Here is a 24,531-nt window from a genome sequence, read left to right on the forward strand (position 1 = left end):
GCCGGGACAATGGCGTCGATGAACGACGACCACGCGGCTCTCGCCGCCCGCATAGACCGTACGAACGAGTTGCTCCAGCGCATGCTCGCCGAGGTCGCGAAGACCCCCTCCACCCACGCGATCTTCGTGGACGCCGGATATCTGTACGCGGCCGCGGGGCGCCTCGTCGCCGGCACGGAGGACCGCCGTTCGTTCGACCTGGACACCGAGGGGCTCATCGAGGCGCTCATCGACCGGGCTCGCACGATCTTCGCCGACAGCAGGCTGCTGCGCGTCTACTGGTACGACGGCGCGCGGCGGCGCATCCACACCGCGGAGCAGCAGTCCATCGCCGAACTCCCGGACGTGAAGGTCCGGTTGGGCAACCTGAACGCCAACAACCAGCAAAAGGGCGTCGATTCACTCATCCGCTCGGACCTGGAGTCCCTCGCCCGGCACCGCGCCATCAGCGACGCGGCACTGCTCGGCGGCGACGAGGACCTCGTCTCCGCGGTCGAGGCGGCCCAGGGCTACGGAGCCCGGGTCCACCTCTGGGGCATCGAGGCACCCGAGGGCGGCAACCAGGCCGAGCCGCTTCTCTGGGAGGTCGACAGTCAGCGCACGCTCGACCTCGACTTCTTCAAGCCGTACGTGGCCAGGCGGACCGCCCAGTCGTACGACCCGACGGCGGCGGTCCGGCCCACCCGGGAGGACGTGCGCTTCGTGGGCGCCCAGGTGGCCGCGAAGTGGCTGGCCGCACGCGGCCGTGAATCCCTGGCCGAGCTGCTTCCCGGTCACCCGTATCTCCCCGGCTCGGTCGACCAGGATCTGCTGGTCGAGGCCGAGGGACTGCTCCAGTACTCCCTGCGCGGCCAGGCGGACCTGCGCCGCGCACTGCGGGACGGCCTCTGGGAGCACCTCCAGGCGCAGTACTAGGGCCCGGCGGACAACGTCCGCGCGTCGAGGGCCGGGCGCCGCGACGGCGCGAAGGATGCCCGTCCGGGCGCTAGCCGGGGCTGCCGGGAGCGCTCGTGGGCAGCGTGCCGTCCCAGAACGCGGCCAGGGCGCGGGCGGTCTCCAGGGGCTGGTCGGCGTTCGGTGAGTGCTCCGCATCCTCGACGACCGTGCGGTGCGCCTCCAGCCGTACGGCCATCGTGTCCAGCAGGGTGACCGGCCAGGTGTCGTCATGCTCGCCGGACAGCACGTGCTTCGGGAGCGGGACGGCGGCCAGTTCGGCGACACGGTCGGGCTCCTCGCAGAGCTGGCGGCCCGTGGCGACGAGCTGGGCGGGACTGTTGCCGAGCCAGCGGCGGCGCAGGTCGGAGAGGTCGTCGAGCCCCGCGTCCAGCCCGCCGGTGTCGGTCTCCTCGGGCGGCTCCATCGCCTGGATCGCCTCCCACACCTCGGCCATGCTCATCACGGCCAGCGCGTCCCGCAGCAGCTTGACGCGCTGCTGCTGAGCCGTGGAGATCTGCGCGGGGCCGGAGGCCATGAGCGTCAGGGACACGAACGGCGACGGGTCGGCCAGCACCGCGGCCCGTGCGATCTGGCCGCCGAGCGAGTGCCCCACGAGATGCACCGGAACGCCCACGGCGGCGGCCTGCGCGAGCACATCCTGCGCCAACTCGCCCTGTGCGTAAGCCGTTTCGTCGTCGCGTGGTCCCTCGGTCTCGAACTGTCCGCGCCCGTCCACAGCCACCGTCCGGTAGCCCGCGGCGGCCAGCGGCGCGTGCAGCGCGATGAAGTCCTCCTTGCTCCCGGTGAACCCCGGCAGCAGCAGGACGGTTCCCTTGGACTGTCCCTCCGGCGCGGCGTCGAGCACGGCGAACTCGCCGCGCGCGGTCGACAACCGGTACGCGCGGACACCGGCGGGCGGAACGAACGTGTAGGGCCTGCTCATGCGGAGGAGGCTATCGGGCGTCGGCGAGGGCCGCTCGACGGGTGGGGTGGCCGGGGGCCGTCACGGTGGCCGGGTGCCGATGCGCGGGTACGCCGATGGCCCGGCCCCACCGGAAAGGGGGACCGGGCCATCGGACGGGAGATCAGCTCTCCGTGGGCTCCGCGGCGACGGCCTTGCGGGTGCGTCGGCGGGCGGCGGGCTTGGCCTCCGTGGCCTCGGCGGCCTGGGCCGGGATCTCGGCGTCGGCGACGGCCTTGCGGGTCCGGCGGCGTACGGGCTTGGCTTCGGTCGCCTCGGCGGCCTCGGCGGTGTCCGTGGCGGTGCTCGCTGCCTTGCGGGTGCGTCGGGGCTTGGCCTCGGCGACCGTTTCGGCGATCTCGGCCGCGGGGGCCTCGACGGTGTCCACGACCGCTTCCGCCGCCTTGCGGGTGCGTCGGCGGGCGGCGGGCTTGGCCTCCGTGACCTCGGCGGCCTGGGCCGGGATCTCGGCGTCGGCGACGGCCTTGCGGGTCCGGCGGCGTACGGGCTTGGCTTCGGTCGCCTCGGCGGCCTCGGCGGTGTCCGTGGCGGTGCTCGCTGCCTTGCGGGTGCGTCGGGGCTTGGCCTCGGCGACCGTTTCGGCGATCTCGGTCGCGGCGGCCTCGACGGTGTCCACGACCGCTTCCGCCACCTTGCGGGTGCGTCGGCGGGCGGGCTTGGCCGGAGCCTCGGTGACCTCGGCGGCCTCGGTGACCGTCTCGGCGGCGGGAGCCGTCTCGACGGCCTTGCGGGTGCGTCGGCGGGCCGGCGCGGCCTGAACCTCGGCGACGACCTCGGCGGCGGCGCTCTCGACCACGGCCTCGGCGGCGGTCACCACCGCCTCCGCCGTCTCCACGACCGTCGCGGCGGTCCTGCGGGTCCGGCGACGGCGCGGCGCGGCCGGCTCGTCGGCGACACCCTCAGCCGTCGCCACGGCGGCTTCCGCGGCCTCGGTCACGGGGGCGGCGACGGCTGCCACGGCCTCGCCCGCTCCACCGCGCGTCCGCCGACGGCGGCGCGGCGTGCGGGGCTCGGCGGTCTCGACGGACGCGGGCGACTCCGTGGTCGCCGGAGCGGCCGTGGACGCGGACGTCTCGTCCGCGGAAGCACCGTTGCGCGTACGACGGCGCTGGCGGGGAGTGCGCGGCGCGCGCTCACGCTCGGCGGGCGCGGGCGCAGCCGTACGGCCACCGCGGCCACGCGGACCGCCACGGCCGCCGGTCTCGCCCAGGTCCTCGACCTCTTCGGCCCCGAGCCCGGCGCGGGTGCGCTCGGAACGCGGCAGGACACCCTTGGTGCCGGCCGGGATGCTGAGCTCCTCGTAGAAGTGAGGAGAGGTCGAGTACGTCTCCGGCGGGTCCGGGAAACCGAGGTCCAGCGCCTTGTTGATGAGCTGCCAGCGCGGGATGTCGTCCCAGTCGACGAGGGTGATCGCGATGCCCTTGGCGCCCGCGCGGCCGGTGCGGCCGATGCGGTGCAGGTACGTCTTCTCGTCCTCGGGGGACTGGTAGTTGATGACGTGGGTCACGCCCTCGACGTCGATACCGCGGGCCGCGACGTCGGTGCAGACCAGCACGTCGACCTTGCCGTTGCGGAACGCGCGCAGCGCCTGCTCGCGGGCACCCTGGCCGAGGTCGCCGTGGACCGCGCCGGAGGCGAAGCCGCGCTGCTGGAGCTGGTCGGCGAGGTCCGCCGCCGTCCGCTTGGTGCGGCAGAAGACCATCGCGAGACCGCGGCCGTCGGCCTGCAGTATGCGCGAGACCATCTCCGGCTTGTCCATGTTGTGAGCGCGGTACACGAACTGCTTCGTGTTCGCGACCGTCGCGCCCGAGTCGTCCGGCTCCGAGGCGCGGATGTGCGTGGGCTGCGACATGTAGCGGCGCGCGAGACCGATGACCGCGCCCGGCATGGTCGCCGAGAACAGCATCGTCTGACGGCGGGCCGGCAGCATGTTCATGATCTTCTCGACGTCGGGCAGGAAGCCCAGGTCGAGCATCTCGTCGGCCTCGTCGAGGACGAGCGCCTTGATGTGCTTGAGGTTGAGCTTCTTCTGGCCCGCGAGGTCCAGCAGCCGCCCGGGGGTGCCGACGATGACGTCGACGCCCTTCTTCAGGGCCTCCACCTGGGGCTCGTACGCCCGGCCGCCGTAGATGGCCAGAACGCGTACGTTGCGGACCTTGCCCGCGGTCAGCAGGTCGTTGGTCACCTGCGTGCACAGTTCGCGCGTCGGGACGACGACGAGCGCCTGCGGGGCGTCGGTGAGCTGCTCGGGCTTGGCCCGGCCCGCCTCGACGTCCGCGGGGACGGTGACGCGCTCGAGGAGCGGAAGGCCGAAGCCCAGCGTCTTGCCGGTGCCGGTCTTGGCCTGGCCGATGACGTCGCTGCCGGAAAGGGCGACGGGGAGCGTCATCTCCTGGATGGGGAAGGGGCTGACGATGCCGACGGCCTCAAGGGCTTCGGCGGTCTCAGGAAGGATTCCGAGGTCTCGGAAAGTCGTAGTCAGGGTGCTGCCTCTTCTGTGTACGCGGTGCGAGGCGAGCGCGGGGGTCGTGTCGGGACCGTGCCGGGGACGTCGGCCGCTCTTGACGGGCGGGCCGAGTGGCATGGGACCACTGCCGACGCTCGAGCTCTCGTGCCGCTGAGGGTTCCCTCCGGATGCCGTACGCAATGTGCCGTACCGACGAGGAGGGCTGTCGGGTCGGAGCCGATCGGGCCACCGACCGGGCATCCTCATTCGTGCGGCCCGTCGAATTTACTCGCCGGGCGCATTACCACCATACCCCGGAATCGCGCACATGCGATGGCCGATTTGGTCACGTAGTCGTCGTCACACAGGTTGAGCAGGGACTTCCCTCGTACGGTGAGCGGGCTATTGTGCGCTTCATGACGACGCCTGACAACGCCGCTGAGAAGCCCGCCGAAGCCCCCGCCGACACCGCCCCCGCGGCCACCGGAGTAGCCGCGCAGAACTGGGACACGGCCTCGGCCGAGCCGCAGTACCGCGCCGCGGTCGTGGACCTGCTCGGAGCGCTCGCGTACGGCGAGCTCGCGGCGTTCGAGCGGCTCGCGGAGGACGCCAAGCTGGCGCCCACGCTGAGCGACAAGGCGGAACTGGCGAAGATGGCGTCCGCCGAGTTCCACCACTTCGAGCAGCTGCGGGACCGGCTCTCCGCGATCGGCGCGGAGCCGACGCAGGCGATGGAGCCCTTCGTCGCCGCGCTCGACGGTTTCCACCGGCAGACGGCTCCCTCGGACTGGCTGGAGGGGCTCGTCAAGGCGTACGTCGGCGACTCGATCGCCAGTGACTTCTACCGCGAGGTCGCGGCCCGCCTCGACTCGGACACCCGCAAGCTCGTCCTCGGCGTCCTCGACGACACCGGTCACGCCGGCTTCGCCATCGAGAAGGTGCGCGCCGCGATCGACGCCGACCCGCGGGTGGGGGGCCGGCTCGCGCTGTGGGCGCGACGGCTGATGGGCGAGGCCCTGTCCCAGTCGCAGCGTGTGGTCGCCGACCGCGACGCCCTGTCGACGATGCTCGTGGGCGGCGTCGCGGACGGGTTCGATCTCGCGGAGGTCGGCCGGATGTTCTCCAGGATCACCGAGGCGCACACCAAGCGGATGGCCGCGCTCGGCCTGGCGGCCTAGGACGGACACGCCCTAAGCACTACCGGCGCGGTTCACGGTCGCCGGAGCGGGGCCTTCGCAGCGGCTTACGCCGTCGCCGAGCGGCGTCGAAAACGCTCCTCGGGGCGCAGCAGCAACGACAGCAGCGCCGCGGACACGGCCACCGCGCCGAGAAGGATGGCCAGGAAGTGGCCGGAGCCCAGGGCCGTGTGCGTCAGGAAGGCGCCGAACAGGGCTCCCGCCACGCCCGTCGACAGGACCAGGCTGCGTGCGGGCAACCGGTGGGACAGGCGGTACGAGGCCGCCCACGCCAGCGCGAGACCGAGCAGCGCGGAGCCGAACGCTTCCAAGAACATGGGTGGGGTCCCTCCCGCACGGCCGGTGCAAATCGGTCGTAGCCGCTCCTACCCTTGACGTTCGGAACGCAACCCTCCTCCGTGTCCGGCATGTGCTCCATCTGCCGAGGTGCCCGGGGAGCGGCGGTGGTACGGATCGGGGTGTGCGCCGGAGCGGAAGCGGGCGTACGCCGGTCGGAAGGGCGGGCGCGAACCGGCGACCGCGGCGGGCCGGGCAGTAGGAAGCGGTACGGGCCGCACGAAGCGGATACGGGAAGGGCCCGGTGACATCGTCACCGGGCCCTTCCCGTATCCGCTTCGTCGCTCAGTCGCCCTACAGGGCGCTGAATCCGACCTTGCGCTGCGTGGGCTCGCCGAGCTCCACGTACGCCAGCCGGTCGGCCGGTACCAGGACCTTGCGGCCGTGGTCGTCCACGAGGCTCAGCAGCTGCGACTTGCCGGACAGCGCCTCGGACACCGCGCGCTCGACCTCTTCCGGGGTCTGACCGCTCTCCAGAACGATCTCGCGGGGCGCGTGCTGCACGCCGATCTTGACCTCCACGGCTTTGTCCCTCCGACGGTCAGTCATGTGCGCGTTCGTACGCGCCGTACGCAGCACACATTAGCCCGGCGAGGGGACGCGCATGCTCCGCCCGGGAACGCCAGGAGCGAACAGCCGACGGGAACAAAGAAGCGGCCGGGGGCTGCCCCGGCCGCTTCCTTCGCGTCGGTGATCCAGTGGTCCGGCGGATCACTGGTGGTCGGTGCCGTGCAGCGGGAAACCCGCGATGCCCCGCCAGGCGAGCGAGGTCAGCAGCTGGACCGCCTGGTCGCGCGGGACGCTGCGGTCGCTGTGCAGCCAGGAGCGGGCCACCACCTGGGCCAGACCGCCGAGGCCCGAGGCGAGGAGCATCGACTCCTCGCGAGAGAGACCGGTGTCCTCGGCGATGACGTCGCAGATCGCCTCGGCGCATTGGTGCGTCACCTTGTCGACGCGCTCGCGCACCGCGGGCTCATTGGTCAGGTCCGACTCGAAGACCAGCCGGAAGGCGCCGCCGTCGTCCTCGACGTACGCGAAGTAGGCGTCCATCGTGGCGCGGACGCGCAGCTTGTTGTCCGAGGTCGACGCGAGAGCGGCCCGTACCGCCAGCAGCAGGGACTCGCAGTGCTGGTCCAGCAGGGCGAGGTACAGATCGAGCTTGCCCGGGAAGTGCTGGTAGAGAACCGGCTTGCTGACGCCCGCGCGCTCGGCGATGTCGTCCATGGCGGCCGAGTGGTATCCCTGCGCAACGAAAACTTCCTGGGCGGCGCCGAGGAGCTGGTTGCGTCGGGCACGGCGCGGCAGGCGAGTGCCCCGCGGGCGTGCTGCCTCTGTCTGCTCGATGGCTGTCACGCCGCCTCCCAAAGTTGTCACGTGCGGTGTGCGCCGCGCCGCCATCGTACTTTTCGGTAACCCTGCTGTGTGCGGTGCGAGCGGAGAATTTCACGGACCGGCCCCCTGCCGGGACGGCGCACACTGTGCCGAAGGGGACGAGCTGGGCACCCGGCCGCCGCGGCGGCCCTGATCTGCGGTGCCGGATCACCTGTGGATGTCAGGTCACCTGTAGTCGTCCTCGTTCAGCCGGACGACCCGGGCCTGCTCGGCCAGATCGCCGTCGTCGGCGTTGAGGCGGTCGCCCGGGGGTTCCGGGTCGACGTCGTCCGCGGGGTCCAGCTCGGCGGACTGCTCGACGGCGTCGGCCTCGGGGGCCTCGATGTCGGGGATCTCCCGGAACTGGTCGTCGAACGTTCCGGGGTCTGTCGGGTCGACTGTCATGGTTCCTCTTCCCGAACGGTACGAGTGCGCTCCTGATGTGCGGACGAGTGCCCTCGTTCGAAGCCTAGGAGACACGCGATCCGGACGCTATGCGATCGGCCCGCCATCTGTGACCGCGAACACATGAGCCCCCACGTGATCGTCTCGTAACATTGCGGCATGTCTTCGACCGAACTCCCTTCCGCGCCGGCCGTCAGTGTCACGCCGAGGGTCGGCGCCGTCAGGGTCGCGGAGGGAGAGCGGCTGCGATCGGTCGGGCTGCCCGGCATCACGTTGACGATCCGGTCGAGACCGCCGGTCAGGGAGGACCTCCCGCCCGCGCTGTACGTGCACGGTCTGGGCGGTTCCTCGCAGAACTGGTCGGCGCTGATGTCCCGGCTCGACGGGCTCGTGGAGAGCGAGGCCCTCGACCTGCCGGGCTTCGGTGACTCGCCGCCGCCGGACGACGGCGACTACTCGGTCACCGGACACGCGCGGGCGGTCATCCGCCATCTCGACGCGTCCGGACGCGGTCCCGTACATCTTTTCGGCAATTCCCTCGGCGGAGCCGTCACGACACGCGTCGCTGCCGTGCGGCCGGATCTCGTCCGGACGCTCACGCTGGTGTCCCCCGCGCTGCCCGAGATCCGCGCGCAGCGCACGGCCTGGCCGACCGCGCTGCTCGCTCTGCCCGGGGTGGCGGGACTGTTCACGAAACTCACCAGGGACTGGAGCGCTGAGCAGCGCGTACGAGGGGTTCTGGCCCTCTGTTACGGCGATCCCGGCATCGTGACGCCCGAGGGGTTCAGTGCCGCGGTCGAGGAGATGGAGCGACGGCTCGCCCTGCCCTACTTCTGGGACGCCATGGCACGCTCCGCGCGCGGGGTCGTGAACGCCTACACGCTGGGCGGCCAGCACGGATTGTGGCGTCAGGCCGAACGGGTGCTCGCCCCCACGCTCCTGGTCTACGGCGGCCGCGACCAACTTGTCGGCTACCGTATGGCGCAGCGTGCGGCCCGTGCGTTCCGCGATTCCCGGCTGCTGTCCCTGCCGGACGCGGGGCACGTCGCCATGATGGAGTATCCGGAGACGGTCGCCACCGCCTTCCGTGAACTCCTGGCGGACCTGGGAGAGTCGACCACTTCGGTGGCAGTCGGCGCGGAGAGCTGAGGCGGGAAGTGGGACGACACAGTCGTCGGGGGCGGGCCGGCAAGACGGACACCGCGCAGACGCGGGCGGTTCCGGCGGACGAGGCGGCACCGGCTCCGGCGCCGGGCCCGGACGGCGTCCGCCGCGCGGCGACCCGCCCGCCCGGCTCCCTGGGTCCCTACCCGCCCTCGGGCGGCAGCCCGCAGCAGGGCGCACCACGATTCTCCGACGGCACTCCGGCGCACGGTTTTCCGCGGGTCGCGGACGGCACTCCCGCGCGAGGGGTGCCGCGCTACGCGGACGGGACCCCGGCCCACGGAGTCCCGCGCTTCCAGGACGGCGCCCCTGCACGTGGGGTGCCGCGTTCCTTCGAGGGGACCCCGGCGCACGGAACGCCGCGTCTCCCCGACGGGACCCCCGCCCACGGAACGCCGCAGGTGCGGGGCGGGCATCCCGAGCAGCGTGAACAGGGCGGCGGCTGGGGCGAGTCCAGGGCCGGCGGGGCTCCGCAGGGCGCGCCCGCGGGACCGCGGGTGCCCAAGCAGCGCCGGCAGGCCGTGACAGGACCCCGGCAGGCGTACGTCGACGCGTTCGACCTCGACGAACGGCAGAGCGGCGGCGCGGCGGGCCGGACGGCCGGACCCCGTACGGGGTTCGACGACCCCGCCGACTGGAACGCCCAGCCCGTCGGCACCGGAGACCGGCCGCTGCCGGAGGCCGGCGATCAGGACGAGGGCAAGGCCCGCAAGGGATGGGCGTTCACCGGGATCGCGGCGGCCGCCGTCACCACCGTGCTGGCCGTCGTCGTGGCCGGACAGATGGCCACGGGAGGGCACGACGCCGACGCGCGGGCGCAGTCCGCCGACGCGGGCGGCCGGGCGACCCAGGACTCCGCCTCGCGCGGCGACGACCGGCCCACCCAGTCGGGACAGCCGCAGGTGGCCGCCGTGCCCCTGACGTACGACCAGCAGATGGCCAGGACCTACCCGCTCGGGGCGAAGCTCAAGGCGTCGGGGAAGTTCGCCGCGGTGCCCGGAGTCGCCAAGGCGCCCGGCAAGGGCCACAAGTACACCTACCGCGTCGACATCGAGCAGGGCCTCGATCTCGACGGCGCGCTCTTCGCCGACGCCGTGCAGAAGACCCTGAACGACAAGAGGAGCTGGGCGCACGGCGGCGCCCGGACCTTCGAGCGGATCGATTCCGGCAAACCGGACTTCGTCATCACGCTGGCGAGTCCCGGCACCACCGCCGAGTGGTGCGCCAAGTCGGGGCTCGACACCACGGAGGACAACGTGTCGTGCGACTCGGCGTCCACCGAGCGCGTCATGATCAACGCATACCGCTGGGCCCAGGGCTCCAAGACCTACGGCTTCGGTGACGAGATTCACGCCTACCGGCAGATGCTGATCAACCACGAGGTCGGCCACCGGCTCGGATACGGGCACGTCACCTGCGAGAAGGACGGCGATCTCGCCCCGGTCATGCAGCAGCAGACCAAGTTCCTCGACCACGACGGAATCCACTGTCTGCCCAACGCCTGGCCCTATCCCAAGAGTTGACGGAAAGTGCCTGTATCGCTTTGACATGCGGAAAAAGATCGTTCATATTTTCCGCATGTCCTCCCGTCACGCCTCCGTTCGCGCCGCCATCGAGCTGGCGCTCATCGGCGTGACCGCGCTCTGCGTGGCCGACATTCACTGTTGCTGACGCCCGCCCCCGGCGAGTGCGTCGCTCTCCTTCCCGTCTCGTTCCCGTGCGCTCCCGAACCTTTGCGGTTCGGCGCGCCCGTGCCCCTTTCGGTCCGGTCTGACTCCGACGCCTGACGCCCTGGGCGAGCTCTGCGCTCCGCTGTCTCACTCCGTGTCATTCCGTCTCAGTATTCGAGTCATCCGAGAGGTCGTCTTCCGATGCGTCAATCGTCCGTCATAGCGCGCCGCGTGGCCGCGGCATCCGTCAGCCTGGTCGTGGCAGCGGGCGCCGCCGCCTGCGGGCCGAAGGACAACGATGCCAAGAGCTCCGGTGGCGACTCCCAGCCTCACAAGGGCGGCACGCTCACCGTCCTGAACTCCAATCCGCAGTCGGACTTCGACCCCGCGAGGCTCTACACCTCCGGGGGCGGCAATGTGCCCTCGCTCGTCTTCCGTACGCTCACCACCCGCAACCGCGAGGACGGGGCCGCCGGTGCCGAGGTCGTCCCCGACCTCGCCACGGACACCGGCCGCCCGAGCGAGAACGCGACCGTGTGGACGTACACCCTGAAGAAGGGCCTCAAGTTCGAGGACGGCACGCCGATCACCTCCGCCGACGTCAAGTACGGCATCGAGCGCTCCTTCGCCGCCGAACTCTCCGGCGGCGCGCCCTACCTGAGGGACTGGCTCATCGGCGGCGCCGACTACCAGGGTCCCTACAAGGACAAGAAGGGCCTCGACTCGATCGAGACGCCGGACGCGCTGACCATCGTCTTCCACCTGAACAAGCCCGAGGGCGAGTTCCCCTACCTGGCCACGCAGACGCAGTTCACGCCCGTCCCGAAGGCCAAGGACACCGGCACGAAGTACGAGGAGCACCCGGTCTCCTCGGGCCCGTACAAGGTCGTCAAGAACGAGAACGACGGCGAGCGTCTCACCCTGGAGCGCAACACCCACTGGTCCGCGTCGACCGACGCCGAGCGCAAGGCCTACCCGGACACGATCGACGTACGGTCCGGGCTGGACTCCTCCGTGATCAACCAGCGGCTGTCCTCCTCCCAGGGCGCCGACGCCACCGCCGTCACCACGGACACCAACCTCGGCCCGGCCGAGCTCGCCAAGGTGACCGGGGACAAGGCACTGGCCTCGCGGGTCGGAACCGGCCACTTCGGCTACACGAACTACCTCGCCTTCAACCCGAAGGTGAAGCCGTTCGACAACCCGAAGGTGCGCCAGGCGATCTCGTACGCCATCGACCGCAGCTCGGTGATCAACGCCGCGGGCGGCTCGTCCCTCGCCGAGCCGGCGACGACGTACCTGCCGAACCAGAAGTCCTTCGGCTACACGCCGTACGACCTCTTCCCGGCGGGCGCCTCCGGCAACGCGGCCAAGGCCAGGGAACTGCTGGCGCAGGCGGGCCACAAGAACGGCCTGACCATCACGCTCACGCATTCCAACAGCAAGGACTTCGAGACCAGCCCGGAGATCGCGACCGCCGTCCAGGACGCGCTCAAGAAGGCCGGCATCACCGTCAAGCTGCAGGGCCTGGAGGAGAACGACTACAGCGACAAGATCCACAGCGCGAAGAACGAGCCCGGCTTCTTCCTCGCCCACTGGGGTGCCGACTGGCCCTCCGGCGGTCCCTTCCTGGCCCCGATCTTCGACGGCCGGCAGATCGTCAAGAACGGCGCCAACTTCAACTCCGGCTTCCTCGACGACAAGTCGGTCAACGACGAGATCGACGCGATCAACAAGCTGACCGATCTCGACGAGGCCGCCAAGCGCTGGGGCGCGCTGGACAAGAAGATCGGTGGGCAGGCGCTGACCGTGCCGCTGTTCCACCCCGTCTACAAGCGCCTGTACGGCGAGGGCGTCAAGAACATCGTGATCAGCGACTGGACCGGCGTTCTGGACATCTCCCAGGTCGCGGTGAAGTAGCACCGTGAGCGAGGCACTTGTCGCCTCCCCGGCCCCCGTGGCGGACTCGTCCGCCACGGGGGCCTCGGGGGCCCGTCAGTTCTGGCGGCGGCTGCGTGCGCAGCGCGCCGCCCTCGTCGCGGGGGCCGTCGTCGCGCTGCTCGTCCTGATCGCGCTCGCCGCACCGCTGCTCACGGCGATCGAGGGCCAGGACCCCACCACTTACCACCCCTCGCTGGTGGACTCCGCGCGCGGCGGCGTCCCCGTCGGCCCGCTCGGCGGCATCGGCGCCGACCACTGGCTCGGCGTCGAACCCCAGACCGGCCGCGACCTGTTCGCACGCCTCGTCTACGGCGCCCGGGTCTCCCTGGGCGTCGCCCTGGGAGCGACGGTCGTGCAGGTCCTCATCGGCGTCGTGGTCGGTGTCGCCGCCGCCCTCGGCGCGCGCTGGGTCGATCAGCTGCTGAGCCGGTTCACCGAGATCATCCTCGCGATGCCGCTCATGATCATGTCGCTGGCACTGCTGGCGATCGTGCCCAGCGGCTTCCCCCGGCCCCTGCTGGTCGCACTCGTCATCGGCCTCATCGCCTGGGGCAACGTCGCGAAGATCACGCGAGCCCAGACGCTCGCCCTCAAGGGACTCGACTACGTCTCCGCCGCCCGGCTCAGCGGCTGGGGCACCTGGCGGATCGCCCGCCGCGAACTGATGCCGGGACTCGCCGCGCCGGTCATCACGTACGCCGCGCTCCTCGTCCCGATGAACATCAGCGTGGAAGCCGCGCTTTCCTTCCTGGGGGTCGGAGTCAAGCCCCCGACCCCCTCATGGGGACAGATGCTCACCGCCGCCGACGTCTGGTACCAGGCCGCCCCGCAGTACCTGCTGCTGCCCGCCGGCGCGCTCTTCGTGACCGTCCTGACGCTGACCGTCCTGGGTGACGGCATCCGTACGGCCCTCGACCCGCGCGCGGCCTCCCGCCTGCGCGTCGGCACCGGCCGCAAGCAGGAGGCCAAGGCGGACGCGGACACCAGGAAGTCCCCGGCGGACACGAGCGCCGAGGCGGAAGCCGCCGGCGGGAAGGGGGCCGGGGCATGAACGGCTTCGGAGGATTCGTCCTGCGCCGCTCCGTCGGCACCGTGATCACCCTGCTCGCCATCTCGGTGATCGTCTACGTCGTCTTCTTCGTCACCCCCGGCAACGTCGCCCAGATCACCTGCGGACCCCGCTGCTCCCCGGAGCAGGTGCACCAGGTGGCGCAGCAGCTGAGGCTCGACGACCCCCTCTACGTGCGCTACTGGCACTTCCTCCAGGGCATCCTCGTCGGCCAGGACTACTCCACGGGCACGTCCGTGGAGCACTGCTCGGCACCCTGCCTCGGCATGTCGTACCAGGGCGGCCGGCAGGTGACCCAGCTGATCTTCGCGAAGCTGCCGGTCAGCCTGTCGCTCGTGTCCGGCGCGATGATCCTCTGGCTGATCCTCGGCGTCGGCACCGGCGTCCTGTCCGCGTGGCGGCGCGGCCGGCTCACCGAGCGCCTGCTGACCGGCGTCACGCTCGCGGGCGTGGCCACACCCGTCTTCGTGATCGGCCTCGTCCTGATGATCGTCGTCTGCGGGCAACTGCGGCTGCTGCCCTTCCCGCAGTACGTCAGCCTCACCGAGGACCCCGAACAGTGGGGCTGGAACCTGCTGTTGCCGTGGCTCTCCCTGGCCCTCATCGAGGCCGCCACGTTCGCCCGGCTCACCCGGGCGTCGATGCTGGAGACGCTCGCCGAGGACCACGTCCGGACCTTCCGCGCGTACGGCGTCGGCGAGCGGTCGATCATCGGCCGGCACGCGCTGCGCGGGGCGTTCGCGCCGATCATCGCGCTCAACGCCAACAACGTCGGCGGTGCCATCGGCGGAGCGGTGCTCACCGAAACACTCTTCGGGCTGCCCGGCATCGGCCAGGAACTGGTGCACGCGGTGAACGTCGTCGACCTTCCCGTGGTCGTCGGCATGGTCCTGGTCATCGGCTTCTTCGTGGTCATCGCCAACGCCGTCGCGGACGTGCTCTACGCGGTGGCCGACCGACGGGTGGTGCTGGCATGAGCGACTCTTCCCCGACCCTCTCCACGCTTCGTCAGGCGGGCCCGGACTCTTCACCCGGTACCTCCGCGGACTCCTCCCCGGCCGGTTCCGGCGGCCCGCTGGTCGAAGTGAGCGACCTCGTCGTCGGCTTCGGCGGCCTGCGTGCCGTCGACGGGCTCTCCTTCCGGCTGGAGAAGGGCGCCGCGCTGGGTCTGGTCGGCGAGTCCGGCTCGGGCAAGTCCACCGTGGCGTCGGCCCTGCTGGCGCTCCACCGCGGCACCGGAGCACGCGTCGACGGCACGGTCCGGGTGGCCGGCGTCGACGTGCAGCGGGCGTCCGACGACGAACTGAGGCTGCTGCGCGGCGGAAAGGCCGCCATGGTCTTCCAGGACCCGCTGTCCTCCCTCGACCCGTACTACGCGGTGGGCGACCAGATCGCCGAGGTGTACCGGGTGCACACCAAGGCGTCCCGGCGAGCGGCACGCGCGCGTGCGGTGCAGGTGCTGGACCGCGTCGGCATCCCCGACGCCGCCCGCCGGTCCCGCTCGCGCCCGCACGAGTTCAGCGGCGGGATGCGCCAGCGCGCCCTCATCGCCATGGCGCTGGCCTGTGAACCCGAGCTCCTGATCGCCGACGAGCCCACCACGGCCCTGGACGTGACCGTCCAGGCGCAGATCCTCGACCTCCTGCACACCCTGCGGCAGGAGACCGGCACAGGGCTGCTGCTGGTCACGCACGACGTCGGGGTCGCGGCCGAGAGCGTCGACGAGATCCTGGTCATGCGGCACGGACGCGCGGTCGAGCACGGGCCCGTGGGTGCCGTCCTCGGCGCGCCCCGGGAGCCGTACACCCGCGAACTCCTCGGCGCCGTCCCGCGGGTGGACACACCTCGGGCGGCCGGGCTTCCCCGGCGCGAGGACGGTGCCGCTCCGGCCGGGGAGGCCGGGCCGGACGACGTTCTCCGACCCGATGACGTCATCCTCGAAGCGGTCGGGCTCCGGCGGGAGTTCGGGCGCGGGAAACGGCGGTTCGCCGCCGTCGACGACGTGTCGCTGAGCGTCCGCCGGGGCGAGACCCTCGGCATCGTCGGCGAGAGCGGCAGCGGGAAGACGACCCTGGGAAGGATGCTGGTCGGGCTCCTGGAACCCACCGCCGGCGTGGTCCGTCACGAGGGGCGCGAACAGTCCGGCGTCCGCCCCTCGGTGCAGATGGTCTTCCAGGACCCGGTGTCGTCCCTCAACCCCCGGCGCAGTGTGGGCGAGTCCATCGCCGACCCGCTGCGGGCACGAGGGGAGAGGGAAGAGGGGCGCATCAGGGGGCGCGTACGGGAACTGCTGGAGCGCGTGGGGCTCGACGGGGCGCACTACGACCGCTACCCGCACGAGTTCAGCGGCGGACAGCGCCAGCGGGTCGGCATCGCACGGGCCCTGGCCGCCGAACCGCACGCCATCGTGTGCGACGAGCCGGTCTCCGCGCTCGACGTCACCACGCAGGCCCAGGTGATCGCCCTGCTCGGCGAGCTGCAACGGGAGCTCGGGCTCGCGCTGGTGTTCGTGGCGCACGATCTCGCGGTCGTACGCCAGGTCAGCGACCATGTGGCCGTGATGCGGCGCGGCCGGCTCGTCGAGTACGGTCCCGCCGACGAGGTCTACGAGAGCCCCCGCGACCCGTACACCCGGCAGCTGCTGGCCGCCGTACCGGCACTCGACCCGGAGATCGCGGCACGGCGCCGCGCGCGGCGCGAGGAGGTGTCCCCGGCCTGATCCGGGGGGCTGGTGGCCCGCGGACACGCGCCCGCGTGATCTCGTAGCGCGACGAAACGCGACCTGCGCGGGAAAGTTACGACCGTTCACCCCTTTTGGTGGTGCGATGGACAACCGTCCGTCGTACCACCTCCTTGTCCGCATACCTTCGTCCCGCTGCGAGCCGCCGGGTCAACGGCGGCTCCCCATACGGGAGATCGGGGGTGTGCTCGTGCGCATCGGACTGCTTACGGAGGGTGGCTATCCGTATGTGAGCGGTGACGCCGGACTCTGGTGCGACCGGCTCGTGCGGGGGCTGGGGCAGCACGAGTTCGACATCTACGCGCTCAGCCGCACCGAGCGCCAGGAGGACCAGGGCTGGATCCGGCTGCCGCCACAGGTCGGCCGCGTCCGCACGGCACCGCTGTGGACGGCGCACGACGACGGCGTGATGCACGGGCGCCGGGCCCGGCGCCGGTTCTCCGAGGCGTACGGAGAGCTGCTCGCGGCGGTGTGCGGGGGACCGCGGGCCGCGAGCCCCGAAGCCCACGGAGTCCCCGAAGCCCACGGAGCCTCCGGAGTCCCCGGAGACCCGGCGGATTCCGTCGGCGCCGAGGCGGACCGTTTCGCCAGCGCCCTGTACGGACTGGCCGAACTCGCCCGGGACGAGGGCGGACTGGCGGGCGCCCTGCGCTCCGAGAACGCGGTGCGTGTCCTCGAACGCGCCTGTCGCGCACCGGGCGCCCTCCGTACGGCCCGCACCGCGCGCGTTCCCGACCTGCTCACCGTCGCCGCGCACATCGAGCGCGCCCTGCGGCCCCTCTCGCTGGACTGGTACGAGGACGACGCGCTCGGCTCGGCGGACCTCTGCCACGCCGCGGCCGGCGGGGCGGCGGCGCTGCCCGGCCTCCTCGCCCGGCACTTCCTCGGTGTCCCGCTGCTGGTCACCGAGTACGGCGTGCACCTGCGGGCGCACTACCTGGCCGCCGCGACCCTCGAAGAGGCCCCCGCCGTCCGAGCGCTGCTCGCCGCGTTCCACGGCCGGCTCGCCACCGAGGTCTACCGCGCGGCCGCGCTCATCACGCCCGGCAACGCGCACGCCCGCCGCTGGCAGGAGCGCTGCGGCGCCGACCGCGCCAAGCTGCGCACCGTCCACCCCGGCATGGAGGCCGCCCGCTTCGCGGACGTCGGGGAGGGAGTGCCGGGCAGCCGGTGTGCTGACCCCGACACGCTGGTGTGGGTCGGCCGCGTCGAGCCGGCCAAGGACCTGATCTCCCTGCTGCACTCCTTCGCCGAGATCCGCAGGGCCGAGCCGCGGACCCGGCTGCGGATCGTCGGCGCCCCCGCCGAGGCCCCGGACGCCGCCGCCTATCTGGCCCACTGCAAGGCGCTGGCCGCGCAACTCTTCCCCGACGAGGCGGAGGGGGTGCACGCCGTCGGCGACAACCCGGTCTCCTTCGAGGAGATCGGTGGCCCCGAGATCCCGAGCCTCGCGGAGGCCTACGCCTGCGGAGCCCTGGTCGTCCTGTCCAGCGTCGTCGAGGGCTTCCCGGTCGGCCTCGTCGAAGCCATGCTCTGCGGCCGGGCCACCGTCTCCACGGACGTGGGCGCGGTCGTCGAGGTCATCGGCGGTACGGGTCTGGTGGTCCCGCCGCGCAATCCGCGGGCGCTGGCGGAGGCGTGCGTGGCACTGCTGCGCGACCCCGAGCGCCGTGAGCGGCTCGGCGCGGCCGCCCGCGCCCGTGCTCTCGAACTCTTCACCGTCGAGCAGAACATCACGGCATTTCACGGCATTTACCTGGAGATCGTCTCGCACTCCCCGGTGCGTCGCCTCGTCGTGAACGACGAGGGGGAGCCGCTGCCCTTCGGCGTTCCCGCAGAGGCCCATGTGCCGGGGCGCTGGACCGAGACCCGTTTTATGACCGCGTGCCGGCCGCGCTGGGCGGAAGGGGTACCGGTACGGGCCACCGTGCCCCCGTCCACGCCGGTACCCGTTTCCGTGGGGGAGGACGCGTGACGATCGACAGCGCGGGACACAGCGCGGGACCGGGTGCCCCGCACGAATGCGACGACCCGAGCGAACCGGCCCGCCCCGCCCCGACAACCCCCGCCCCGACGACGACCCCCGCGACGCCGATCCCCACCCTGACGACGACCCCCACGATGCCGGTCCCCGACCTGGCCGGGCTGACGACGCGTCCTGACACGACGACCGGCCCCGGCACGGGGGACGAGCGGTCGGCCCCCGACGCCGGTCCCTTCGGAGACACGGACGGCGGCGGGGGCAGGGGCGGGGCCGGGCTCAGCGACTCGGTGCGCGGCATCGCTCCTCTGCGCGAGGCCGACTCCGTACGTGAGGGTTTCCAGGGCACGCGCGGGTCCGCCGGGCGGCGCGGTGCGGTGGACCCGGTGAAGGCACTCATGCACCGGCACCGCGAGCTCTGCGAACGGGCCGTGGACCCCCTGGAGATCGCGGCGGGTCTGGAGGCGCACGGGGTCACCGACCGGACCGCCGCCCGCCTGCGCCACCGGGACGTCTTCTCGCTCGCCGAGGAGATGTACGCCCGCGCGGCCCGCGACGGGGAGGCGACCCCCCGCACCGAGCCCCCTGGACGCCCGGGACCGCGCGCCTACTGGGCGGCACTCGCCCTGGTGCCGGGCGTCCTCGGCGCGGCCGTCCTCGTCGGGCTGCGGCTCACCGGCGGGCAGGCTCGTCCGGCCGTCGCCGCGTTCGGCGCCCTGGCCGTCGCGTCGGGCCTGTACCTCGCCTTCCGGCGCGGCCCCTTGAGCACCCCGCACCGCACGACGGGCGCCGCACGCGTGGGGCTCTGCTGGCTCATCGCGTACGCCCTCGCCGGAGACGGACTGCTGAGCGCCGCCCGGGACGGCGGCCCGCACGGCCCCTGGCCCCTGGCCGCCGCACCCGTGCTGGCCCTCCTGCTGGCCTGCGCCCCGGCGGCCTGGTGCGCCCGCCTCTTCGCCGCCCGCGCCCGCCGCCGGCTGAGCGCGAGCCGCGGCCTGGAGGACTTCGCCACCTCCGTACGCCCCCTGCTCCTCGGGGCGTTCGGCCTGTTCACGGTCGCGCTGTACGGGCTTCTCGCGCTGTGCGGGACGGCACTGGACGAGCCGCCCGCCTACGCCGGAGCCGGTGCCCTCGGCGCACTGGCCCTCCTGGCGCGACTGCTCACGGCACGTGGCTTCACCCGCGTCCCGGGCCGCGCGCTGGCCGGCGCGGGTGCGGTGGAGGCCACGGCCCTCGCCACGGTCTTCGCCGCGCGACTGCCCGGCTGCCAGTTCCTGGCCGCCCCCGTCGACAGCCTGGTCGAGGCGGCGGGCGCCGGGGCCGTGCCGGCCCTGGCCTGCGGGGCGGGCGCCCTCGTCCTCCTCGTCCAGGCGACCCGCACACTTACCCGCGCCTCGGCCCATGCCCTGCCCCGCGAGGGCCCATGAGCCGCGATCGATCCGAGCCCCCCGGCGCGCCTAGCCCGCCTGCGAACCGGGCACGCCGGCCCGGCGGTCCGCTTTCGCCGGGCGGCCGGGCGGCCGAGGCCAACCGGAACCGGCCCACGACGGCCCCACCGCCGTGAGCCCTCCCCGGAGTCCGGGCAGTCGCCCGGATCCGGACCCCCTTCTCCCGCGGGGCCGACACCGCGGGCCCTCTCCCCGACCTACGGCATCACCTTGAAGGAGACAGTCAGATGATCACCTCCCGAACCGGAGAATCCGCCCCGGGAGCCGCCCGATGAGGGTCCTGCTGATCGGAGCCAACGGCTATCTCGGCCGCTTCGTCGCCGACAGACTGCTCGCCGACCCGGCCGTGCAGCTCACCGCCCTCGGCCGGGGCGACGACGCCGACGTACGGTTCGACCTCGCCTCGGGCAGCCCCGGCGCGCTCACCCGCTTCCTGGACGCGGTGCACCCCGGAGTCGTCATCAACTGCGCGGGCGCCACCCGCGGCGGTGCCCGCGAACTGACCCGGCACAACACCGTCGCCGTCGCCACCGTCTGCGAGGCCCTGCGCCGCAGCGGCTGCGGGGCCCGGCTCGTCCAGCTCGGCTGCGGCGCCGAGTACGGACCCAGCCAGCCCGGTTCCTCCACCGCGGAGGACGCCGTGCCGCGCCCGGGCGGCCCGTACGGAGTGAGCAAACTCGCCGCGACGGAACTCGTCCTCGGCTCCGGCCTGGACGCCGTCGTCCTGCGAGTCTTCTCGCCCGCGGGACCCGGCACGCCCGCCGGATCCCCGCTCGGCCGGCTCGCCGAAGCCCTGCGCCGCGCCATGCAGGCCAGCGACGGCGAACTCAAGCTCGGCGGCCTCGGCGTCCAGCGCGACTTCATCGACGTCCGTGATGTCGCCCGCGCCGTCCACGCCGCCTCCCTGTCCGCCGCACAGGGGGTGATCAACATCGGCTCGGGCCGCGCCGTACGCCTCCGCGACGCCGCCGCCGTCCTCGCGCGCGTGGCCGGCTACAGCGGCAGCCTGCACGAACTCGACGGCCCGCCAGGCCCGTCCATGAGGCCGTCCATCGGCCACCCCCGTCCCGAACCCGACCACGTGGGCCCGGTGTCGTACCCCTACCCGGACGGCTGCGGCAGCTGGCAGCAGGCCGACGTGCGCACCGCGCGCGACCGGCTCGGCTGGCGGCCCCGGATCAACCTCGAGGAATCCCTGGCCGACATCTGGATGGAGGCGGCATGTCGTATCTGACCAGGACCGTGACCGGCAGCGCGAGCACCGACCTGGGACTCGGGTTCGGCGTCCCTGGCTATGCGCATCCCCTCGTCGCTCCGCTGGAATGGGACGAACTCACCCGCCCCGGCACCCCCTTGCACTGGGTCGTGCTGAACGTGGACAACGGCCCCGGCGAGCGGCCCGACCCGCGCTGTCTGGAGGCCACCGGACGGCTGCGCAACGCGGGCGTCCGGGTGCTGGGACTTCTCGACGCCGCCCATGGCGTACGCCCCTTCGGCGAGACGATCGCCGACGCGCGCCGTCATCTCGACTGGTACAAGGCCGACGGATTCCTCCTCGACCGCTGCCCCACCGAACGCGCCGCGCTGCCCGACGTCCGCCGGACGGCCGGCGCGCTGCGCGCGCTCCGGGACGGCGCCCACATCGTGTTCGGCCACGGCACCCACCCGCATCCGGGATATGCCGAGAGCGCCGACCAACTGGTGACCTTCTCGGGTCCCTGGAGCGAATACCGCTGGTCGCAGGTCGCCGAATGGACCGCCGACTATCCCCCCGAGCGCTTCTGTCATTTCGTGCACGGCGTGCCGCGCGGTCACCTGGACGAGGCACTGCGCATCGCCCGCTGGCAGGGCGCCTCGACGATCTACTTCACCGACCGCACCGATCACGGCGGGACGGCCGACCCCTGGGAGGCGATGCCCGGCTACTGGGACGAGATCGTCTCGCGGATCGGAACGGGTGTCTCGGAATGAAGAAGGGCGTGGCAGTGTTACGGGGAGAACAACCGTAGTGATAGACCGACCAACGGAGCCCCCGTGTCGCTGCCACCCCTGGTCGAGCCAGCCTCTGAGCTCACCGTAGACGAGGTCCGCAGGTACTCCCGCCACCTGATCATCCCCGATGTGGGCATGGACGGGCAGAAGCGGCTGAAGAACGCCAAGGTGCTCTGTGTGGGCGCCGGCGGCCTCGGATCGCCGGCGCTGATGTACCTGGCCGCGGCGGGCGTCGGCACGCTCGGCATCGTGGAGTTCGACGAAGTCGACGAGTCGAACCTGCAGCGCCAGATCATCCACAGCCAGGCGGACATCGGCCGTTCCAAGGCCGCGTCCGCGCGCGATTCCGTACTGGGCATCAACCCGTACGTGAACGTGGTCCTTCACGAAGAGCGGCTCGAGGCCGAGAACGTGATGGACATCTTCAGCCAGTACGACCTGATCGTCGACGGCACCGACAACTTCGCGACCCGTTACCTGGTCAACGACGCGTGCGTGCTGCTCAACAAGCCGTACGTGTGGGGCTCGATCTACCGCTTCGACGGCCAGGCCTCCGTCTTCTGGTCCGAGCACGGTCCCTGCTACCGCTGCCTCTACCCGGAGCCCCCGCCGCCGGGCATGGTCCCCTCCTGCGCCGAGGGCGGCGTCCTCGGCGTGCTGTGCGCGTCCATCGGGTCCATCCAGGTCAACGAAGCGATCAAGCTCCTCGCGGGCATCGGTGAGCCGCTCGTCGGCCGCCTGATGATCTACGACGCCCTGGAGATGCAGTACCGCCAGGTCAAGGTCCGCAAGGACCCGAACTGCGCGGTCTGCGGCGAGAACCCCACCGTCACCGAGCTCATCGACTACGAGGCCTTCTGCGGCGTCGTGTCCGAGGAGGCCCAGGAGGCCGCCGCCGGTTCGACGATCACTCCCAAGCAGCTCAAGGAGTGGATCGACGACGGCGAGAACATCGAGATCATCGACGTCCGCGAGGTGAACGAGTACGAGATCGTCTCGATCCCCGGCGCCAAGCTGATCCCGAAGAACGAGTTCCTCATGGGTACCGCCCTGGAGAGCCTGCCGCAGGACAAGAAGATCGTCCTGCACTGCAAGACGGGTGTCCGCAGCGCGGAGGTCCTCGCCGTCCTGAAGTCCGCCGGTTTCTCCGACGCGGTGCACGTCGGCGGCGGCGTGATCGGCTGGGTCCACCAGATCGAGCCCGAGAAGCCGGTGTACTGACCGGCCGACCGGACCGCACTTTCGGTGGCGGGGGTTTCGTGGACCTGGTGTCCGTGGAACCCCCGCCGTCGTCATGAACAGACCTTGCCGTCCTTCGGCACCGTTCCGTCCAGCAGGTAGCTGTTCACGGTCGAGTCGACACAGTCGCTCCCGCTCCCGTAGGCGCCATGGCCCTCGCCCTTCCAGGTGAGCTCCACTCCCACGCCCTTGCCGAGCTCGTCCGCCATCCTGCGCGCGCCCTCGTAGGGTGTCGCCGGGTCCCCGGTGTTGCCGACGACCAGGACGGGTCCGGCTCCCGGCGCACTGACCTCGGGAGTGTCGTACTGGCCGGCCACCGGCCAGTCGTGACACCAGCCCGCCGTGTCCCAGCCCATGAAGTCCCCGAAGACGGGCGAGATCTTCTCGAACTCGGGCAGCCGCTTCCTGGTCTCCTCGGGAGTCGGCCGCTCCTTGTCGTCCAAGCACGATATGACCCGCTGGGACTGGGTCGTCGTGCCGTAGTGCCCCGAGGCGTCACGGTCGTTGTAGTTGTCGGCGAGCGTCAGCAGGGCCGAACCGTCCCCGCCCTCGGCCTTCTTCAGAGCTTCGGTGAGGCTTGCCCAGCGCTCCTGGCTGTAGAGCGGCAGCACGATGCCGGTGAGGGCCAGTGTCTGGCTCAGTTCGCGCCCGCTGGAAGTGGGCAGCGGGTTCGCGTCGATCCGCTTCAGCAGGTCCGCGATCTTCCGGGAGCCCTGCTTCGGGTCCTGCCCCGTGGACTTGAGGTAGTCGTCCAGGGCGCGCTGGAAGCCCAGCGTCTGGTTCTTGGCATGGCCCACGGTGTCGGCGCTCGGGTCGACGACCGCGTCCAGCGCCAGGCGCCCCACGTTCCTCGGGAACAAGTGGGCGTACACACCGCCCAGTTCGGTGCCGTACGAGATACCGAAGTAGTGCATCCGGCGGTCGCCGAGGACCTGGCGCATCAGGTCCATGTCGCGGGCCGTGTCCGTCGTCGAGACATGGGACAGCAGCTTTCCTGCGGCCTTCGTGCAGGCCTTCCCGAAGTCCGTGGCGTCCTTCAAGTACGCCGCCTCCTCGGCCGCGTCGTCCGGTGTCGAGTCCACCGACTCGGAAGCCTGGGTCGCCTTGTCCCCGCGGCACCGAACCCCTTCGCTGGCAGCCACCCCGCGCGGGTCCCAGCTCACCAGGTCGTAGCGCCGGTGGAGCGGGCCGACCATGCTCTCGTACCACGGCATGGTGGAGACACCCGAGCCGCCGGGACCGCCGAAGTTGAAGAGGAGCGAGCCGATGCGCTTGCTCCGGCCGCCGGTCGCCTTGGAGCGGATGAGGGCCAGGCCGATCGTCGCGCCGCCCGGCTTCGCGTAGTCCAGCGGCGCCTTCAGCGTGGCGCACTGCCAGCCGTTCCCGGGTGCGGGGGAGTCCGAAGTGCCTTTGCAGCGGCCCCAGTCGAGCCTCTGCGAGGTGAGCGAGGTGGGCAGCCCCGGCGACCCGCCGGAGGGCGGCGCGCTGGACGGCGCCTTGTCGCCGTTCTTTTCCTCGTTCTTGCCGCCGTCCGGCGAGCCCCCGCCGCAGCCGGCCAGCAGCAACGCGGTGGCGGCCGCCGCCGTCCACCGTGCGAAACGTGTCATGAGTGCCC

The 24,531-nt window shown here is 72.0% G+C and carries 21 protein-coding genes; 14 read left to right on the forward strand and 7 right to left on the reverse strand.

Features of this window, described 5'->3' with window-relative positions:
• The first annotated feature begins 18 nt into the window (after nucleotides 1-18).
• Nucleotides 19-915: an NYN domain-containing protein gene (locus tag OG485_RS27980; RefSeq protein WP_328671273.1), complete on the forward strand. Its 897-nt coding sequence runs from the start codon at nucleotides 19-21 to the stop codon at nucleotides 913-915.
• Between the two features lie 70 nt (nucleotides 916-985).
• On the opposite strand, the gene OG485_RS27985 is transcribed toward OG485_RS27980, so the two are convergent.
• Together OG485_RS27985 and OG485_RS27990 are read right to left on the reverse strand one after the other, a co-directional pair.
• Nucleotides 986-1,879 (reverse strand): alpha/beta fold hydrolase, encoded by an 894-nt coding sequence (locus OG485_RS27985; RefSeq protein WP_328671275.1) that lies wholly within the window; start codon nucleotides 1,877-1,879, stop codon nucleotides 986-988.
• A 142-nt stretch (nucleotides 1,880-2,021) separates the two neighbouring features.
• Nucleotides 2,022-4,502, reverse strand: coding sequence for a DEAD/DEAH box helicase (locus OG485_RS27990; protein WP_328671277.1), 2,481 nt, complete (start codon nucleotides 4,500-4,502; stop codon nucleotides 2,022-2,024).
• Between the two features lie 278 nt (nucleotides 4,503-4,780).
• On the opposite strand from OG485_RS27990, the gene OG485_RS27995 reads away from it, so the two are divergent.
• A complete protein-coding gene (locus OG485_RS27995) occupies nucleotides 4,781-5,542 on the forward strand; it encodes a ferritin-like fold-containing protein (RefSeq protein ID WP_328671279.1) in 762 nt (253 codons plus the stop codon).
• Nucleotides 5,543-5,607: 65 nt separating this feature from the next.
• Here OG485_RS27995 and OG485_RS28000 read toward each other — a convergent pair whose 3' ends face one another.
• The 4 genes from OG485_RS28000 to OG485_RS28015 all read right to left on the reverse strand — a co-directional run bounded on the left by OG485_RS28000 (nucleotide 5,608) and on the right by OG485_RS28015 (nucleotide 7,672).
• Nucleotides 5,608-5,877 carry a hypothetical protein gene (locus OG485_RS28000; RefSeq protein ID WP_326785659.1) on the reverse strand — a complete coding sequence of 90 codons (270 nt, stop codon included), beginning with the start codon at nucleotides 5,875-5,877 and terminating at the stop codon, nucleotides 5,608-5,610.
• Nucleotides 5,878-6,190: 313 nt separating this feature from the next.
• The gene (locus OG485_RS28005) at nucleotides 6,191-6,418 is read right to left on the reverse strand and encodes a DUF3107 domain-containing protein (RefSeq protein ID WP_095852722.1); all 228 of its coding nucleotides are present in this window, start codon (nucleotides 6,416-6,418) and stop codon (nucleotides 6,191-6,193) included.
• 189 nt (nucleotides 6,419-6,607) lie between these two features.
• Nucleotides 6,608-7,249 carry a TetR/AcrR family transcriptional regulator gene (locus tag OG485_RS28010; RefSeq protein WP_328671280.1) on the reverse strand — a complete coding sequence of 214 codons (642 nt, stop codon included), beginning with the start codon at nucleotides 7,247-7,249 and terminating at the stop codon, nucleotides 6,608-6,610.
• Between the two features lie 204 nt (nucleotides 7,250-7,453).
• The gene (locus OG485_RS28015) at nucleotides 7,454-7,672 is read right to left on the reverse strand and encodes a hypothetical protein (protein WP_328671281.1); all 219 of its coding nucleotides are present in this window, start codon (nucleotides 7,670-7,672) and stop codon (nucleotides 7,454-7,456) included.
• Between the two features lie 159 nt (nucleotides 7,673-7,831).
• On the opposite strand from OG485_RS28015, the gene OG485_RS28020 reads away from it, so the two are divergent.
• From OG485_RS28020 to moeZ, 12 genes are all read left to right on the forward strand, one after another.
• Nucleotides 7,832-8,821, forward strand: a complete 990-nt coding sequence (locus tag OG485_RS28020; RefSeq protein ID WP_328671282.1) for an alpha/beta fold hydrolase — start codon at nucleotides 7,832-7,834, stop codon at nucleotides 8,819-8,821.
• Nucleotides 8,822-8,829: 8 nt separating this feature from the next.
• Complete coding sequence (locus tag OG485_RS28025; protein ID WP_328671283.1) at nucleotides 8,830-10,359, forward strand: DUF3152 domain-containing protein; 1,530 nt, start codon at nucleotides 8,830-8,832, stop codon at nucleotides 10,357-10,359.
• A gap of 55 nt (nucleotides 10,360-10,414) precedes the next feature.
• Nucleotides 10,415-10,507: an Ms4533A family Cys-rich leader peptide gene (locus tag OG485_RS28030; RefSeq protein WP_318658278.1), complete on the forward strand. Its 93-nt coding sequence runs from the start codon at nucleotides 10,415-10,417 to the stop codon at nucleotides 10,505-10,507.
• A gap of 200 nt (nucleotides 10,508-10,707) precedes the next feature.
• Entirely contained in the window at nucleotides 10,708-12,426 is a 1,719-nt protein-coding gene (locus tag OG485_RS28035) for an ABC transporter substrate-binding protein (RefSeq protein ID WP_328671284.1), read from the forward strand.
• A 4-nt stretch (nucleotides 12,427-12,430) separates the two neighbouring features.
• Complete coding sequence (locus OG485_RS28040) at nucleotides 12,431-13,498, forward strand: ABC transporter permease (protein WP_328671285.1); 1,068 nt, start codon at nucleotides 12,431-12,433, stop codon at nucleotides 13,496-13,498.
• On the forward strand, nucleotides 13,495-14,493 hold the full coding sequence (locus tag OG485_RS28045; protein ID WP_328671286.1) for an ABC transporter permease: 999 nt from the start codon (nucleotides 13,495-13,497) through the stop codon (nucleotides 14,491-14,493). The genes OG485_RS28040 and OG485_RS28045 overlap by 4 nt, the downstream gene beginning before the upstream one ends.
• Nucleotides 14,490-16,235, forward strand: a complete 1,746-nt coding sequence (locus tag OG485_RS28050; protein WP_328671287.1) for an ABC transporter ATP-binding protein — start codon at nucleotides 14,490-14,492, stop codon at nucleotides 16,233-16,235. The genes OG485_RS28045 and OG485_RS28050 overlap by 4 nt, the downstream gene beginning before the upstream one ends.
• Before the next feature lie 211 nt (nucleotides 16,236-16,446).
• Nucleotides 16,447-18,231 (forward strand): DUF3492 domain-containing protein, encoded by a 1,785-nt coding sequence (locus OG485_RS28055; protein WP_328674697.1) that lies wholly within the window; start codon nucleotides 16,447-16,449, stop codon nucleotides 18,229-18,231.
• A complete protein-coding gene (locus OG485_RS28060; RefSeq protein WP_328671288.1) occupies nucleotides 18,228-19,664 on the forward strand; it encodes a hypothetical protein in 1,437 nt (478 codons plus the stop codon). The genes OG485_RS28055 and OG485_RS28060 overlap by 4 nt, the downstream gene beginning before the upstream one ends.
• A 292-nt stretch (nucleotides 19,665-19,956) precedes the next feature.
• Complete coding sequence (locus OG485_RS28065; RefSeq protein WP_328671289.1) at nucleotides 19,957-20,919, forward strand: NAD-dependent epimerase/dehydratase family protein; 963 nt, start codon at nucleotides 19,957-19,959, stop codon at nucleotides 20,917-20,919.
• The gene (locus OG485_RS28070; protein WP_328671290.1) at nucleotides 20,907-21,656 is read left to right on the forward strand and encodes a spherulation-specific family 4 protein; all 750 of its coding nucleotides are present in this window, start codon (nucleotides 20,907-20,909) and stop codon (nucleotides 21,654-21,656) included. The genes OG485_RS28065 and OG485_RS28070 overlap by 13 nt, the downstream gene beginning before the upstream one ends.
• Before the next feature lie 63 nt (nucleotides 21,657-21,719).
• A complete protein-coding gene (gene moeZ / locus OG485_RS28075; RefSeq protein ID WP_328671291.1) occupies nucleotides 21,720-22,898 on the forward strand; it encodes an adenylyltransferase/sulfurtransferase MoeZ in 1,179 nt (392 codons plus the stop codon).
• A 71-nt stretch (nucleotides 22,899-22,969) separates the two neighbouring features.
• Here the strand turns inward: moeZ and OG485_RS28080 are convergent, their stop codons facing one another.
• Nucleotides 22,970-24,523 carry an alpha/beta hydrolase gene (locus OG485_RS28080; RefSeq protein WP_328671292.1) on the reverse strand — a complete coding sequence of 518 codons (1,554 nt, stop codon included), beginning with the start codon at nucleotides 24,521-24,523 and terminating at the stop codon, nucleotides 22,970-22,972.
• Between the last annotated feature and the right edge of the window lie 8 nt (nucleotides 24,524-24,531).

The sequence above is a fragment of the Streptomyces sp. NBC_00328 genome, from assembly GCF_036139655.1.
GTDB lineage: Bacteria > Actinomycetota > Actinomycetes > Streptomycetales > Streptomycetaceae > Streptomyces.